This window comes from Variovorax sp. Soil_C_12 (genome assembly GCF_057657375.1).
Genome location: NZ_JBDGIO010000004.1, coordinates 1 through 13,750 on the forward strand (window position 1 = coordinate 1; position 13,750 = coordinate 13,750).

Consider the following 13,750-nt stretch of genomic DNA (forward strand, 5'->3'; position numbering starts at 1 on the left):
CGGCGACGCGAGCACCGCAGGGGAGTCGGCGCGAAGCGACGACCGCCACAGTGGCGCGCCGCAGCGGACCCGCGGGCACCTTTGCAGCGCGCTATCGCGTCAACTGCTCACCCGTCCGAGTTGCAGCTCCCGCAGCCGCTTCACATCGCGCGCCGGCGGCGAGCCGAAGAAGCGGCTGTACTCCCGGTTGAACTGCGACTGGCTTTCATAGCCCACGCGATGCCCCGCGGTCGCGGCGTCGACATGTTCACTGATCATGATGCGCCGCGCCTCCTGCAGCCGCAGCTGCTTCTGGAACTGCAGCGGGCTCATCGCCGTGACCGCCTTGAAGTGGTGGTGCAGCGAGGACACGCTCATGTGCACCTCGTCTGCCAGCGCCTCGACACGCAATGGCTCCTGGAAGCGCCGCGAGAGCACGCTGATGGCCTGGGTGATGCGCTGGCTGTGGCTGTCCACGATGGCCATCTGGGCCAGGCGCCAGCCATCGGGCGACTTCAGCAGCCGGTACAGGATCTCGCGCACGATCAGCGGCGCCAGCGCGGGCACGTCCTCGGGCGAGGCCAGCAGCTTGACCAGGCGCAGCACCGGGTCCAGCACGGCGGTGGAGAGCTCGCCGGTGTAGATCCCGCGCGAGGAGGCGCGCGCGGGCGCGGCTTCGCCGAAGCGGAACTCCAGCGCCGCGGCGGCAATGTCCTTGACGTCGAAGCTCAGCTTCAGGCCCAGGTAGGGGGCGTCCGGCGAGGCGTCGATCACCTGGCCTGACACGGGCAGGTTCTGCGCGACCACCAAGTACTGGCTGGTGTCGTAGATGTAGACCTCGTCGGCCAGCAGCACCCGCTTGCTGCCCTGCGCCAGTACGCAGAAGGCCGGGTCGTAGACCGCGTGCACCGGATGCTGCATCTGCGAGGCCCGGGCGAGCGCCAGGCGGGGGACTGCCGTCGGATGGACGCCGTCGGCACCGCCCGTGAGCCGGTCGATCAGCGCGGCGAGCTCGGCCCGCATGACGGTGACCTGCAACTGATCGGACGATTGGTCGTCCTGCGGCGCCTTCTGGAGGGATGTCAGCATGGGCGAAGCTTAAAGCTTTGCCGCCGCTTGTCTCGGCTTCGGCGCCCGCGTTGCAGGATCGTGCAAACATGCGCAAGGATCCTGCAAGCCGGCGAATGCCCGGCAAGGGCTATGACTTGCGCATCGGCTTCGCCTTGGTGCGCCCCGCGCGCGCCAGGACTTCCGCAAAGGCGGCGGCAGCGGGAGACAGACTGCGGCCGCTGCGGCGAACGATGCCCAGCGTGCGGCTGATCGCGGGCCGGCCGCAGATCGACCGGGTGATGGACTTCGCTCGGCTGCCGGAGGCCAAGGCCCGCATGGAAGCCGGCGCGCATATCGGAAAGATCGTCCTGCGCATGTCGGCCTGATCTCCGTCGCCGGCGAAAAACTGCGCGCGCTTGCGGATCAGCGGGTCACCTGTGCAGCGGCGCGCACTTCACGCAGCAGCGCATACACCGCATCGTCCGGCGCCGCACGCCCCACGGGCTGGCGCTTGCCGAACAGGGCCTCGTCGCCGAGCGCGAGCTCCGGGCGCTGCCGCTCCTCGATCCAGTCGTACACCACGGTCCTCGCGGCGACGCGCCACTCGCCGCGCCGGCGCTCGAAGCGGTCGACGTAGCGGCCGCACAGGAGGGTCTGCACCGTCGCGCCGGCGGGGGCCTGCAGCGCCAGGAAAGCGCTCTCCACCGCGGCGAGCTCGCCATGCAGCTCGATGCAGATATTCGACACCTGGTGCACGCGGCGGCCGCCGCCGCGCAGGCGTTGCAGGGCTTGCGCGATGAAGCCGGCGGCGCTGCCGTTCCAGGCGCCGTGGCAGTCGGTGGCGTCCTCCCAGTAGGCGGCGCGCAGCGCGGCCTCGTCGGCGCGGTCGATGCCGCGGCAGTAGCGGTACAGGCACTCGCGGATGGCCTCGCGGTCGAGCAAGGCCTGCAGCTGCTCTTGCGTTGCCGAGCTCATGGCGCCGGCACGGCCGCGCGCTTGAACAGCTGCACGACGTTGCCTTCCGGGTCCCGCAGCGACAGGACCGCACCGTGCGCGCCCATGTCGCGGATGCCGAGCACTTCTCCCCCCGCGCCGGCGATGCGTTCCTGCGCGGCGGCGAAGTCCTCCACCTCGAACACCATCACGAGCCCCGACGTCGCAGGCGCCGCCTCTTCCCTGCAGGCGAGCGCCACGCTGGTGTTGCCCACGCCGTACTGGAACCAGCGCTCCTGGTCACGGAACTTGAGCTGCAGCCCCAGCGCGGATTCGTAGAAGGCGTGCAGCTCGGCCGGGCGCTCGGCCACCACGTACACGTTCTGCAGGCGCTTGGGGGCGATCACAGCGAGGTCTCCGACGCGCCGCCGTCGAGACGCAAGACATCGGCATTGATGAAGCGCGAGCCGTCGCCGGCCAGGAAGCAGATCGCGTCGGCGATGTCTTCCACGGTCCCCAGCCGGCCGAGCGGCGTGCGCGCGATGCGCTTCGCATCGAGCTCGGCATTGCGGTGCTTGGCCGTGCCTTCGGTCGGCACCGCGCCCGGTGCCACTGCGTTGACGCGGATGCGCCGCGCGCCCAGATCGGCGGCCGCGGCACGGGTGATGCCGAGCACGCCGGCCTTCAACCCGCTGTACACCACCGACCGGCCCGGCGACTTGAAGGCGGCGATGGACGCCACGTTGACGATGGAACCACCGCGCTCCGGGTCCATCGCCTCCGCGGCGGCCTGGATGCCCCAGATCACCGATTTGAAGCCGATCTCCACCATCCGGTCCATCACCTCCGGCGTGATCTCGGCCAGCGGCTGGTAGCGCACCCAGGCCGCGTTGTTGACCATCACGTCCAGCCGCCCCGCCTCGCGCGCGAAGCGCAGCACGGCGTCGCGCATGCCTTCGCGGGTCGAGACGTCGCCCGGCACCGCGACCGCCTTGCCGCCGAGGCGGCGGATCTCGGCGACGGTGTCTTCCACGAACTCCGGCTTGAGGTCGTTCACGCCGACGGTGGCGCCCAGCCGGGCCATTTCGAGCGCGGTGGCGCGGCCGATGCCGTGGCCGGCGCCACTGATGAAGGCCGCGCGGCCTTCCAGGGATGCATTCATGACTTGCCTTTCGTTTCCGGCACCAGCAGCGCATCGAGCGCGAAGGCGCCCTGCCCCTGGTCCATCACCACCAATGGATTGATGTCGATCTCCGCGACGGCATCGGCGTGCCGCGCAGCGAATTGCGAGAGCGCCGCGACCGCACGCGCCGCCGCAGCGACGTCCGCCTTGGCCCGGCCGCGTGCGCCGTCGAGCAAGGGGAAGGCCTTTAGCGAGCGCAGCATCTGCGTCGCCTGCGCTTCGGTCACGGGCGCGATCTGCAGGGCCACGTCGCGCAGCACCTCGGCAAAGATGCCGCCCAGGCCCACCATCACGACCGGCCCGAAGACCGGGTCTTTCTTGGTCCCGAGGATCAGCTCGACGCCGCCTTGCGCCATCTGCGCCACCAGCACGCCGGCGATCCGGGCCTGTGGCGCCTTCTGGGCGACGCGCGCCAGCAGGCTGTCGTATTCGTCCGCGAGTTGCGCCTCCGAGCGCACGCCGACCACGACGCCGCCGACCTCGGTCTTGTGCGCGATGTCGGGCGAGACGATCTTGAGCACGAGCGGGAAGCCGATCTCCCGCGCCGCCGCCAGCGCCGCATCCCGGCTGGCCGCCGTGATTTCCTTCAGCACCGGAACGCCCGCCTGCGCGAGCGCCGCCTTGGCGCTCGCCTCGTTGGCGAAGGCTTCCTGCGGCAGCGCAGCGGTCGAAGACCATGCGGCCGCCGTTGCGACCGGTTCGCCGCGCGTGCCGAGCCGCACCAGCGCCGCCAGGGTCGAGCAGGCCGCGTCGATGGTTTCCACCGTGGGGAAGCCCAGCCGGTTCAGTTGCGCGATCGTGTCCCCCGGCGCCTTGCAGCACAGCAGGATGAGCCGCGACGGATGGTCCCGCCGCACCTGCTCCAGCGCGGCGATGTACACGTCGCGCAGCCGCGGCATCTGGAAGGCATAGGCGGACTGCAGGATCACCGCGTCGCACGCAGGATCTTCCGCCACCGCGGACAGCACCTGGACCAGCAGCTCCGGCCGGCTCGACACCTGCGCGGTCATGTCGACCGGATTGCCGGGCGATGCGTAGGGCAGCGCCGAGAGGATGCGCTCCTGCGTGCGCGCGGAAAGCTTGGGCAGATCCAGGCCCTGGGCACTGGCCGCATCGGCCATCAGCACGCCGAAGCCGCCGGAGGCGGTCACCAGCGCGGCGCGATTGCCCTTGGGCGCGCGAGCCGTGCCGACGACCGACACGGCGTGGCCGACGTCCAGCAATTGTTCGATGCTCGGCACGCGGATGGCGCCGCCGTTGCGCAGCACCACGTCGAACACCGCGTCCGAGCCGGCCAACGCGCCGGTGTGCGAGGCCGCCGCTTCGCTGCCGGCGTCGGACACGCCGACCTTCAGCACGATGATCGGCTTGCCGGCCTCGCGCGCCATCGCCAGCGCCCGCACCAGCTTGCCCGCGTCGCGGCAGGTTTCCATGCAGCACAGGATCACCGAGGTGGCCGGGTCGGTGGCCAGCGAGGCGATGCCGTCGGCGATGTCCACGTCGCACTCGTTGCCCGTGGTGAGCAGGCGGCTGATGCCGATGCCCCGATCGACGGCGAGGCGCATCGCGTAGCTGCCGAGGTTGCCGCTCTGCGAGACGATGCCGACATGGCCCGCGGTGGGGAACGCCGACTCGAGCGCCACGGAGAAGGTGGCGATGCTCTTGTCCGCGACGCCGATGGCGCCCAGGCAGTTCGGGCCGACCACGCGCATCCCCGAGGACCTGGCCACCTGGCCGATCTGGGCCTGCAGCCGGCTGCCCGCTTCGCCCATCTCGGAGAAGCCGGAGGAGAGGATGACGACCGCGCGCACCCCGCGCGCGGCGCAGTCCTTGACCGCCTCCAGCACGCTCTCGGGCGGAACCGCCATCACGGCCAGCTCCGGTGCCTCGGGCAGGTCCGCCACGTTGGCGTAGGCCTGGAGTGACTGCACCGTGCCGCCCTTGCGGTTGATCGGGTAGATCGCGCCGCGGTAGCCGTACTTCTGCAGGAACTGCAGCGGGCGGCCGCCGATCTTGGTCACGTCCTCCGACGCGCCGAAGATCGCGATCGAGCGCGGCTTGAACAGCGCGTCCAGGCCCCTTCCCACTGCCACGTCTTCCACTGCTGTCATGGCTTAGCGCCCCTTGTAGACGGGTTGGCGCTTTTCCAGGAAAGCCTGGCGCGCTTCCTTGGCGTCCTCGGTCTTGGACAGCGCCATGGTGATGTTCTGCTCGAAGCGGTAGCCGTCGCGCTGCGGCATCAGGTCCATCATGTTGGCGGCCTGCTTGGCGTAGGCCAGCGCGAGCGGGCTCTTGGCTGCCATCTCCTGCGCGAGACGCAGGGCCGCGGGCATCAGTTCGTCCGGTGGCAGCACTTCGTCCAGCACGCCCCGGCGGTACAACTCGGCGGCAGGTACACGCGCGCCGGTGAAGAACATCCGCCGCGTGAAGGAGCGGCCGAACATCGTTCGCAGCATCGACACCCCACCGGCAAGCCCCACGTTGATCTCCGGCATCGCGAAGCTCGCGTCCTCGGAGGCCAGGAAGATGTCGCAGGCGGCCATCAGGCCGAAGCCGGCGCCCAGCGCGGGGCCATTGACGGCGGCGATCACGGGCTTGGCGCACTCGCGGATGGCGTTGCCGGTCTCGCGCGTCAGGCGGTTGTGGCCCAGGAAGTCGCCGGGCTTGTCGGCGTTCGGGCGGTCCTTCAGGTCGGCGCCGGAGCAGAAGTACTTGCCGGTGCCGGTGAGGATGGCCACACGGACGTCGGTGCGCTCGGAGATCTCGTCGAAGACGTCGATCAGGCGCTGCCGCGTCGCGCGGTCCAGTGCGTTGACCGGCGGCTTGTCGAGCCGGACGACGGCGATGTGCTCTGAAACTTCGAGGCTGACGCTCATCATGAACTCCTGGACAGATTGGATGGGGCCGTGGGCTGCGCCTGCTGCGGCGTGCCCTCGAGGCCTTGGGGTGCGAGCAGCCGCGAGGCGTGCGTGAGCCGGTCGCCGTAGCGGAACTCGGAAGCGAGCAGGCGCTGGGCCATGCGGGTGGCCAGCACCTCCTCGCTCACGCCCATGCCGCCATGCATCTGGATCGCGCTTTCGGCGCAGACCCTGGCGCTCTCCGCCAGCGCCACCTTCATGAGGCGCAGGGTGCGGCGCAGGCTGGCCGCGTCGCTCTCGTATTCCTGGAAGGCGTGCATCAGCAGGCCCTTGGCGCCGAGGTAGCGCACGTACATGTCGGCCGTGCGGTGCCTGAGCACCTGGAAGGACGACAGGGTGACGCCGAACTGGCGCCGCTCCTTCAGGTGGCTCACGGTCTGCCGGATCAGCGTCGCCAGCGATGCCACGGTGTCGGCGGCCGTCAGCAGAAGGGCTGCGTTGTCGGCCCGGACCAGCGCATCGCGCGCCGCGGCCCCGCTTGCGATGCAGGCCAGCGCCGGCACGCTCAGCTGCTCGAGCCGAAAGTCGGCGGCGCGCCGCCCTTCCATCGTCCGGTAGGTCGTCGCGGGTGCGGGGATGCGCTCCTTGTCGACCAGGAAGATCGCCGCCTCGCCCGTGCCCTGCAGCAGCGCGGGCACGAGATAGTGCGTGGCCTCCAGCGACACGTCGACACCCTGGACCGCGCCGGTCAGCTCGTAGCCGATGTCCAGCTGCCTGGCCTGCACGGCGATCTCGTCCAGCGATGCGGACAGGGCGCTCATCGGCGCGACCTTGGCGCTGCCCTCGCAGACGGCCTCCAGCCAGCGCGCCGCGGTTTCGGGCGCCGCGGCCTGCAGCAGGAGGGGCGCGACGGCACAGGTCTCCACCACCGGCAGGTGCAAGCCGTGCGTGGCGAGGCCTTCGACGATGGAGCCGAGGTCGGCGAGCGTGCCGCCGACGCCGCCGGACGCCTCGGGCACCACCGTGCAGGCCCAGCCCATTTCGCGGATGGGGTCAGTACCGGCGAAGTCCTGCGTCGCGGCATGGTCCTGCGCGAAACGGTCGGCCGCATCGAGCAGCATGCCGGGAAAAAGTTGTGTGAATGACATCGACACGTTCAGGCTCCCAGCAGTTCGTTGGCGACGACGTTGCGCTGCACTTCCGAGGTGCCGCCGGCGATCGTCCTCGCCCTCGTGAACATGTAGTTCTGCACCCAGGTGGCGCCGGGCACGCCCTCGCCGTCATCGGCGAGGAAGCGGTGGGCCGCCTCCGGCCCGACGGCATCGAGCGCGATGGAGGTCAGCCGCTGGGCGACGTCGCTGCACAGCAGCTTGATCACCGAGGGCTGCACGCCGAGCGGACGCTGGTGCTTCAGGTCGTCCGTCGCATGGGCGAGGATGACGCGCGCGCCCTTGACGTCGGCTTCGGCCAGCAGCAGCCGGTAGCGCAGGCTGCTGAAATCGCGGCGTCCGGCAGCGGCCTTCGCGGCCTCTTCCACCACGCGCGTGACCTGCCTGCGCACCAGCTCCAGCCGGGCGACGTTGGCGGGCGGCAGCCGCTCGCGTTCGAGCAGGTACTTGGCGCAGGTCCAGCCCTTGCCGACCTCGCCGAGCACATGGGTGGCGGGCACGCGCACCTCGTCGAAGAACACCTCGTTGAGGTGGTGCCAGCCGTCGATGGTGCGGATGGGTCGCACCGTGATGCCCTTGCTATCCATCGGCACCAGGATCAGCGAGATGCCGTCCTGCTTCTTCGCTTCCTTCGAGGTGCGCACCAGCATGTAGATCATGTTGGCTTCGTGCGCGTGCGAGGTCCAGATCTTCTGGCCGTTGATCACGTAGTCGGCGCCGTCCAGCCGCGCACTGGTGCTGAGCGAGGCGAGGTCGGAACCCGAGCCGGGCTCCGAGTAGCCCTGGCACCACCAGTCGGAGCCGTCCAGGATGCGCGGCAGGAAGCGCGCCTTCTGCTCGGGCGTGCCGAAGCGGATGATGACGGGGCCGATGTGGCCCAGCCCGTGGTGGTACAGCGGCGGGCAATCGGCCTCGGCCATCACCTCCTCGAAGATCAGGCGCTGCTGGATGTCCCAGCCGGTGCCGCCGTGTTCGCGCGGCCAGCTGGGCGCGCCCCACCCCTTGTCGTGAAGGATCTTCTGCCATCCCAGGTACTCGCGCTTGGTGACCTTCTGGCCCGCGGCCACCACCGCGCGGATTTCCGGCGGGCAGGCATTGCGGGCGAAGTCTTCCAGCTCGCTTCGAAAGGCTGCGTAGGCATCCGCCTCGCCGCCGGCGATGTCGTTATTCGACATGTTGTCTCCAGTCGTGTTGTCTATTGGCTGCCGGGCTCGGCGGGCATGTCGCCGCCCTTGCGCACCTTCGTGATCAGCTCGTCCAGGGCGCCTGCGGCGCCGTCCGCATCGCGCCGCCGGAGGCACAGCGCGACCTTGCGCCGCAGCGGAAACAAGTCCGGCCGCGGCCGCACCGGAACGACATGCGTCATCCGCTCGCGCAGGATGGTGGTCATGGTCTGCGCCATCAGCGTGAGGGCCTCGTTATGCCCGGCGGCCGCGATGGCGGAGAAGAAACGGCTGGCCGACTCGATGCGCTGGTCGAGCGAATGCGCGTCCTGGTGCTGCTCGATGGCGTCGACGGCAGCCTCGATCGCATCGATCTCGCCATCCGTGGCGCGCTCGCAGGCCAGGCGCAGCAGCGTCCCGTAGAGCGTGCGGTAGGCCTCGTCGAGATCGGCCGAGCCGAGCCGCCCCTGGATCACCAGCGTGCGCAGCGACTCCGCCAGCATCATGTAGGCGCCCTTGTAGAACACCAGCGCCTGGTCGGCGGGGCCGCCGCCGCCCATGTGCTTCACTTCCCCGATGAAGATGTCGTGGTCGCCGGCCTCGTGACGCGCGTGGACGCTGCACTCGAAGCTGGCCAGGCAGTCGTCGATGATCGGCATGCCGAGCGGGCCCGGGCGCCAGGCCACGCCCTCGAACTTGTCCGCGATCTTGCTCGAGGCAAAGCGGCCCGACAGCGCGTCCTGGCGCTCGGACAGGATGTTGATCGCGAAGCCATCGGCTTCGGCGAAGGTCCCCAGCAGGCTGCTGGCCTTGCGCAGGCTGAACAGCACCAGCGGCGGCTCCAGCGAGACCGAGCTGAAGGAATTGCAGGTCAGGCCGGCGGGCCGCCCGTCGGCGGCACGCGTGGTGATGACGGCCACCCCCGTCGGAAAGCAGCCGAGCAGTTGCCGGAACAGCTTCGCTTCGATGGCATCGAGTTGCAAGGTCGCGCTGGTCATGATGTACGCCGGCGCCTCAGGCGGCGACCTCGGTGGCAGGCTGGGCCACGTGCGGCGGGTCGTTGGCGATCTCGCGCTGCACGGCGGGCATGATGACCTTGGCCCACAGTTCCAGGTGCTTCAGCATCGTGGGGTGGTCGAAATCGCCCATCTGGGTCTGGAAACAGTAGTGCACGGGCTTGATGGCGCGGATCTCGCGCACCACCCGCTCGATCACCGTGTCCACCGAGCCCACGGGCAGCAGGGCACGCATCTCGTCCAGGGTCGGCTCGCCGTCCACCATCGTCTCGGCCACCTGGTAGTCCGCGCCGATCTGCGCCGTGCGGCGCTTCAGGCTGAGTGCCACGCGGCGCTGGTAGCGGGCGCAGTCGAGGTAGCGATCCACTTCGGCCTTGTTCTCGCTGGCGTAGGCCGCGCGCAGCACGCCGACCGGCACCTGCGCCGGGTCCTTGCCTTCGCCCAGGGCCACCTTGTCGATCAGGGCGCGGGTGGCCTGCAGCTTCTCCACGCCGCCGTCGCCGCCGGAGACGAACACATGGTGGTCGCCGCGCACCGCGCGCGCCAGGAAGGTCGGGTCCACGCTGGTCACCCACAGGGGCGGCATCGGCTGCTGCACTGCGCGCTGGCTGATGGCGCTCTCGGGCTGCTGGTAGAACTGGCCGTCGTAGGCGAACTTCGGCTCCTTCAGGCCCAGCTCCAGCATGTCCAGCATCTCCAGCGTGCGCTGCTTGGAGGTCTCCAGCGAAACGCCGAAGCGCTCGAACTCGAAGTGCTGGTAGCCGGAGCCGATGCCCAGGTTCAGGCGGCCGTCGGACAGCTGGTCCACCATCGCCACGTCGGCGATCAGGCGGGCCGGGGTGTACAGCGGTGCGACGACAATGCCGGTGCCCAGTCGGATGTTGCGGGTGACGGCGGCGCAGTGCGCGATCATCGTGAGCGGCGACGAGCACATGCCGTAGTTGCTGAAATGATGCTCCGCGAACCATGCGCCGCCGAAGCCCAGTTCGTCCGCCAGCCGCGTCTGCTCCACGGCGTCGCGCAGGATCTGATGGGAGGTCTTATGTTTGTTTCGCTGCTGCATCAGAATGAAGATTCCGAAATCCATGGCCGGGCTCCTTGTTGGTTGCGTGCGGTCGATGGTAGGAGTGGGGTGCCTCTCCTGTTCGCCACGCCGCGTACACCTTCTTTGCGTTTTCTGAAATGAAGGCCCTCGACTCGCTGCGGATCTTCGTGACGACGCTGCGCAAGGGCAGCCTCTCGGCCGCGGCGCGCAGCCTCAGCCTGTCGCCCGCCACCATCTCGCGCCGGATCAGCGCGCTGGAGGAAGAGCTGGGGGTTCAGCTGGTGGACCGCACCAGCCGCAATCTCAAGGTCACCGAGGCGGGCAAGGCCTTCCTGGCGCGCGCGGAGGTGGTGCTGGAGGCGATGGCAGAGGCAGAAGAGGCGGCGCGCAGCTCGAAGCTGCTGCCCGAGGGCCGCCTGCGCATCCACTCGCGCACGCAGATCGGCCTGCGCGTGATCGCGCCGCTGCTGCCGCGCTTCGCCCAGCGCCATCCGGACATCCAGCTGGAGTTCGAACTCTCCGAACACCCGGTGAACCTGGTGGAGCAGGATTTCGACATCGACATCCGAACCGGGGAGTCGAACGACTCGAGCTTCGTGATCAAACGGCTGCTCAGCAGCGACGAAGTGCTGGTGGCCAGCCCGTCCTTCATGAAGGTGCACAAGCGCATCCACCATCCGCGCGACCTGACGCAGGTTCGCTGCCTCACCTACCGCCGCGAGCACGAGGCCACCACCTGGAAGTACATCGACGAACAGGGGGAGCAGCAGGTGCTGGTGATCCAGGGCGTGCTGAGCTCGAACAACGGCGAGCTGCTGCGGCTGGCCGCGATCGGCGGCATGGGGATTGCGCTGCTGTCGGAACCCACCGTGCGCAGCTGCATCCAGGACGGCACGTTGGTGCGGCTCCTGCCCGAGCACCGGTTTGCGGTGCGGGCTTTCTCCAACGGGATCTACGCGGTGTTTCGCCAGAGCCGCACGCTGCCGCTGAAGGTGCGCGCCTTCGTCGACTTCATGGCCGAGGCGCTGCGCGAGGGCGACGCGCGCTGAGGATCAGCGGCCGTCCGCAAAGCGGTGCGGCGCGACACCGCCCGCAGGCAACCCACTCACCTCGAACAGCCCACCATCCTGCGCCCGGTCTCCCGCGAGGTGCGTGCTCCTCGAGATCGACGTGACATAGGCCACATCGAAGCGCAGGCCGCCGAAGCACAGGCTCGTCGGGTAGGTCGCCGGCAACTCGACCAGACGGTCCAGCCGGCCGTCGGGCGCGAAACGAGCCATCTTCCCGATGCGTGGCAACACGGTCCAGACGAAGCCCTCGGCGTCCACGGTCGCGCCGTCGGGGCCGGAGCCGAACTCTTCGGTCTGCGCGAAGACGCGCCGGTTGGCGAGCGGCGCGTCAGGCGCGTAGTCGTAGGCCCAGATCGTGCGGACCGTGCTGTCGGCCACGTGCAGCGTGCGGCCGTCGAGGCTGAAGCAGGGACCGTTCGTGAGGCCGAAGCCGTCGGTGATCTTCTCCACCGAGCGGTCCGGCCGCAGCCGGTACAGGCCGCCGAGGATGGCGTCGCCCGGCTGCCGGTTGATGTGCATGGTGCCGGCGACGAAATTGCCCCAGGGGTCGCACTTGCCGTCGTTGAGGCGCACGTCCGGGTGGTCGACGTCGATGCTCGCAAGGACCTCCAACTCGCGCGTGGCAAAGTCGTAGCGGGCAAAGCTGTTCTTCAGCGCCGCGACCACGGCGCCGCTCTCGCAGGGCGCGATCGAGCCGACCGGCGCGGGCAGGCTGTGCTGCTCGATCGTCCCGGTGGCGGGCCGCATGCGCCGCAGCGTGCCCGCCAGCGAGTCGATCCAGCAGAGGGCGCCCGCCGGCGCATCCCAGCAGGGGCTCTCGCCCAGCAGGTCCTTCGTGTCTCCAACTCTTCGAATCTCGACGGCCATGGTGATGCTTCGGTGTTCGCGGTGTTCGTGTGTTGCGCCGCAGTGTGGCAACGATCCGGCGCCTGCAGCGCCGCGCCGTGCAAAGCAGCTTTGCAGTTGCCGGTTTCCCGCCGCCGCCGCGGGCTCCTAGAGTCCCGCGGATGAACGAACGAGCCGCACCTCCCCCGCCGCCCCTGCAGGGCATCCGCGTCATCGAACTCGGCAACTACATCGCGGGCCCCGGCACCGCAATGACGCTCGGCGACCTCGGTGCCGAGGTGGTGAAGATCGAGTCGATGGAAGGCGACATGGCGCGCCACACCGGCCACTTCGGTCACGCCATGCTGCGGGCCTACAACCGCAGCAAGAAATCGATCGCCCTCGACCTGCGCCAGCCGCGCGGCAAGGAGATCGCGCGGCGCCTGATCGCGGGCGCCGACGTGCTGGTGCAGAACCTGCGGCCCGGCGCTGCCGAGGCGCTGGGCCTGGGCGCGGAAGCCCTGCGCGCGCAGCACCCCGGCCTGGTCCACGTGTCGATCGCCGGCTTCCCGGCGGAGGCGCCTTCGCGGGACCGCCCCGGCTACGACATCGCCGCGCAGGCGGAGAGCGGAATGATGTCCGTCACCGGCGAACCCGGGGGCCTGCCGCAGAAGGTGGGCGCCACCATCATCGACGCGGCGACCGTGCAGGTAGCGGCGCAGGCCACGCTGGCCGCGCTGTTCCGGCGCGAGCGCACGGGCATCGGCGAGACCATCCGCGTCTCGCTGCTGGAGGTGGCGCTGAACCTGCAGCTGCCGAACTGGAGCGACTACCTGGTGCGCGGCGTGGAGCCCACCCGCAGCGGCGACGGCCAGCCGATGAACGCCCCGGCGGCGGACATCTTCCGCACCCGCGACGGGATGGTGGTGGTCTCGGCCTACGTGCCATCGCACTGGGTGCGGCTGTGCGAGGCGATCGGCTGCCCCGAGCTGGCGGCGGATGCGCGCTTCCTCACCAACGAACTGCGGGTGGCCAACCGCCCGGCGATGAAGGAGGCCGTGAGCGCGCGCCTGTCGCGCTGCAGCACGCTGGAGTGCGTGGACCTGCTCACGCGCAACAACATCGTGGTGGGCGTGGTGCGCAGCTACAGCGAGGCGCTGGCGGGCGAGGACTTCCGTTCGAGCCGCATGGTCATCGAGGTGGCGCCGAACGGCGAGCGGCCGGGCTATGCCAGCTTCGGCCTGCCCTACGAGCTGTGCGACACGCCGCGCCGGGCGACCCAGGCCGCGCCGGCGCACGGGGCGCATACGGAAGAGGTTCTGCGCGGGGCGGGCTTCGGGGCCGAGGAGATCGCGGCGCTGCATGCGCAGGGCGTGGTCAAGGCAGAGCCGGCGGGCGCCCCATCGTGAAGGCGCGCGCGCCCGGCCCCGCGTGCACGGCATACAAAGCAGCTTTTCAT

At 69.9% G+C, this 13,750-nt stretch carries 14 protein-coding genes; 3 read left to right on the forward strand and 11 right to left on the reverse strand.

What is annotated here, in order from left to right:
- Nucleotides 1–99 precede the first annotated feature (99 nt).
- Nucleotides 100–1,068 carry an AraC family transcriptional regulator gene (locus tag AC3A6X_RS12350; RefSeq protein ID WP_487842444.1) on the reverse strand — a complete coding sequence of 323 codons (969 nt, stop codon included), beginning with the start codon at nt 1,066–1,068 and terminating at the stop codon, nt 100–102.
- 95 nt (nt 1,069–1,163) lie between these two features.
- Between AC3A6X_RS12350 and AC3A6X_RS12355 the strand changes: the two genes are divergently transcribed.
- Complete coding sequence (locus AC3A6X_RS12355; RefSeq protein WP_487842445.1) at nt 1,164–1,415, forward strand: zinc-binding dehydrogenase; 252 nt, start codon at nt 1,164–1,166, stop codon at nt 1,413–1,415.
- 37 nt (nt 1,416–1,452) lie between these two features.
- Here the strand turns inward: AC3A6X_RS12355 and AC3A6X_RS12360 are convergent, their stop codons facing one another.
- The 9 genes from AC3A6X_RS12360 to AC3A6X_RS12400 are packed head-to-tail and all read right to left on the reverse strand — an operon-like array spanning nt 1,453 to nt 10,438.
- The gene (locus AC3A6X_RS12360; protein ID WP_487842446.1) at nt 1,453–2,004 is read right to left on the reverse strand and encodes a nuclear transport factor 2 family protein; all 552 of its coding nucleotides are present in this window, start codon (nt 2,002–2,004) and stop codon (nt 1,453–1,455) included.
- Nucleotides 2,001–2,369, reverse strand: coding sequence for a VOC family protein (locus tag AC3A6X_RS12365; RefSeq protein WP_487842447.1), 369 nt, complete (start codon nt 2,367–2,369; stop codon nt 2,001–2,003). The genes AC3A6X_RS12360 and AC3A6X_RS12365 overlap by 4 nt, the downstream gene beginning before the upstream one ends.
- On the reverse strand, nt 2,366–3,124 hold the full coding sequence (locus AC3A6X_RS12370; RefSeq protein ID WP_487842448.1) for an SDR family NAD(P)-dependent oxidoreductase: 759 nt from the start codon (nt 3,122–3,124) through the stop codon (nt 2,366–2,368). Before AC3A6X_RS12370 ends, AC3A6X_RS12365 begins: the two co-directional genes overlap by 4 nt.
- Nucleotides 3,121–5,256, reverse strand: coding sequence for an acetate--CoA ligase family protein (locus tag AC3A6X_RS12375; protein ID WP_487842449.1), 2,136 nt, complete (start codon nt 5,254–5,256; stop codon nt 3,121–3,123). The genes AC3A6X_RS12370 and AC3A6X_RS12375 overlap by 4 nt, the downstream gene beginning before the upstream one ends.
- A 3-nt stretch (nt 5,257–5,259) precedes the next feature.
- On the reverse strand, nt 5,260–6,021 hold the full coding sequence (locus tag AC3A6X_RS12380; protein WP_487842450.1) for an enoyl-CoA hydratase/isomerase family protein: 762 nt from the start codon (nt 6,019–6,021) through the stop codon (nt 5,260–5,262).
- Nucleotides 6,021–7,151 carry an acyl-CoA dehydrogenase family protein gene (locus AC3A6X_RS12385; protein ID WP_487842451.1) on the reverse strand — a complete coding sequence of 377 codons (1,131 nt, stop codon included), beginning with the start codon at nt 7,149–7,151 and terminating at the stop codon, nt 6,021–6,023. The genes AC3A6X_RS12380 and AC3A6X_RS12385 overlap by 1 nt, the downstream gene beginning before the upstream one ends.
- A gap of 8 nt (nt 7,152–7,159) precedes the next feature.
- Nucleotides 7,160–8,347 carry an acyl-CoA dehydrogenase family protein gene (locus tag AC3A6X_RS12390; protein ID WP_487842452.1) on the reverse strand — a complete coding sequence of 396 codons (1,188 nt, stop codon included), beginning with the start codon at nt 8,345–8,347 and terminating at the stop codon, nt 7,160–7,162.
- 20 nt (nt 8,348–8,367) lie between these two features.
- Nucleotides 8,368–9,333: a flavin reductase gene (locus AC3A6X_RS12395; RefSeq protein ID WP_487842453.1), complete on the reverse strand. Its 966-nt coding sequence runs from the start codon at nt 9,331–9,333 to the stop codon at nt 8,368–8,370.
- Nucleotides 9,334–9,349: 16 nt separating this feature from the next.
- Complete coding sequence (locus tag AC3A6X_RS12400; RefSeq protein ID WP_487842454.1) at nt 9,350–10,438, reverse strand: LLM class flavin-dependent oxidoreductase; 1,089 nt, start codon at nt 10,436–10,438, stop codon at nt 9,350–9,352.
- 95 nt (nt 10,439–10,533) lie between these two features.
- Here AC3A6X_RS12400 and AC3A6X_RS12405 point away from each other — a divergent pair, with 95 nt between their 5' ends.
- The gene (locus AC3A6X_RS12405; RefSeq protein ID WP_487842455.1) at nt 10,534–11,445 is read left to right on the forward strand and encodes a LysR family transcriptional regulator; all 912 of its coding nucleotides are present in this window, start codon (nt 10,534–10,536) and stop codon (nt 11,443–11,445) included.
- A 3-nt stretch (nt 11,446–11,448) separates the two neighbouring features.
- Here AC3A6X_RS12405 and AC3A6X_RS12410 read toward each other — a convergent pair whose 3' ends face one another.
- On the reverse strand, nt 11,449–12,333 hold the full coding sequence (locus AC3A6X_RS12410; RefSeq protein WP_487842456.1) for an SMP-30/gluconolactonase/LRE family protein: 885 nt from the start codon (nt 12,331–12,333) through the stop codon (nt 11,449–11,451).
- Nucleotides 12,334–12,473: 140 nt separating this feature from the next.
- On the opposite strand from AC3A6X_RS12410, the gene AC3A6X_RS12415 reads away from it, so the two are divergent.
- The gene (locus AC3A6X_RS12415; protein WP_487842457.1) at nt 12,474–13,700 is read left to right on the forward strand and encodes a CaiB/BaiF CoA transferase family protein; all 1,227 of its coding nucleotides are present in this window, start codon (nt 12,474–12,476) and stop codon (nt 13,698–13,700) included.
- Nucleotides 13,701–13,750 lie beyond the last annotated feature (50 nt).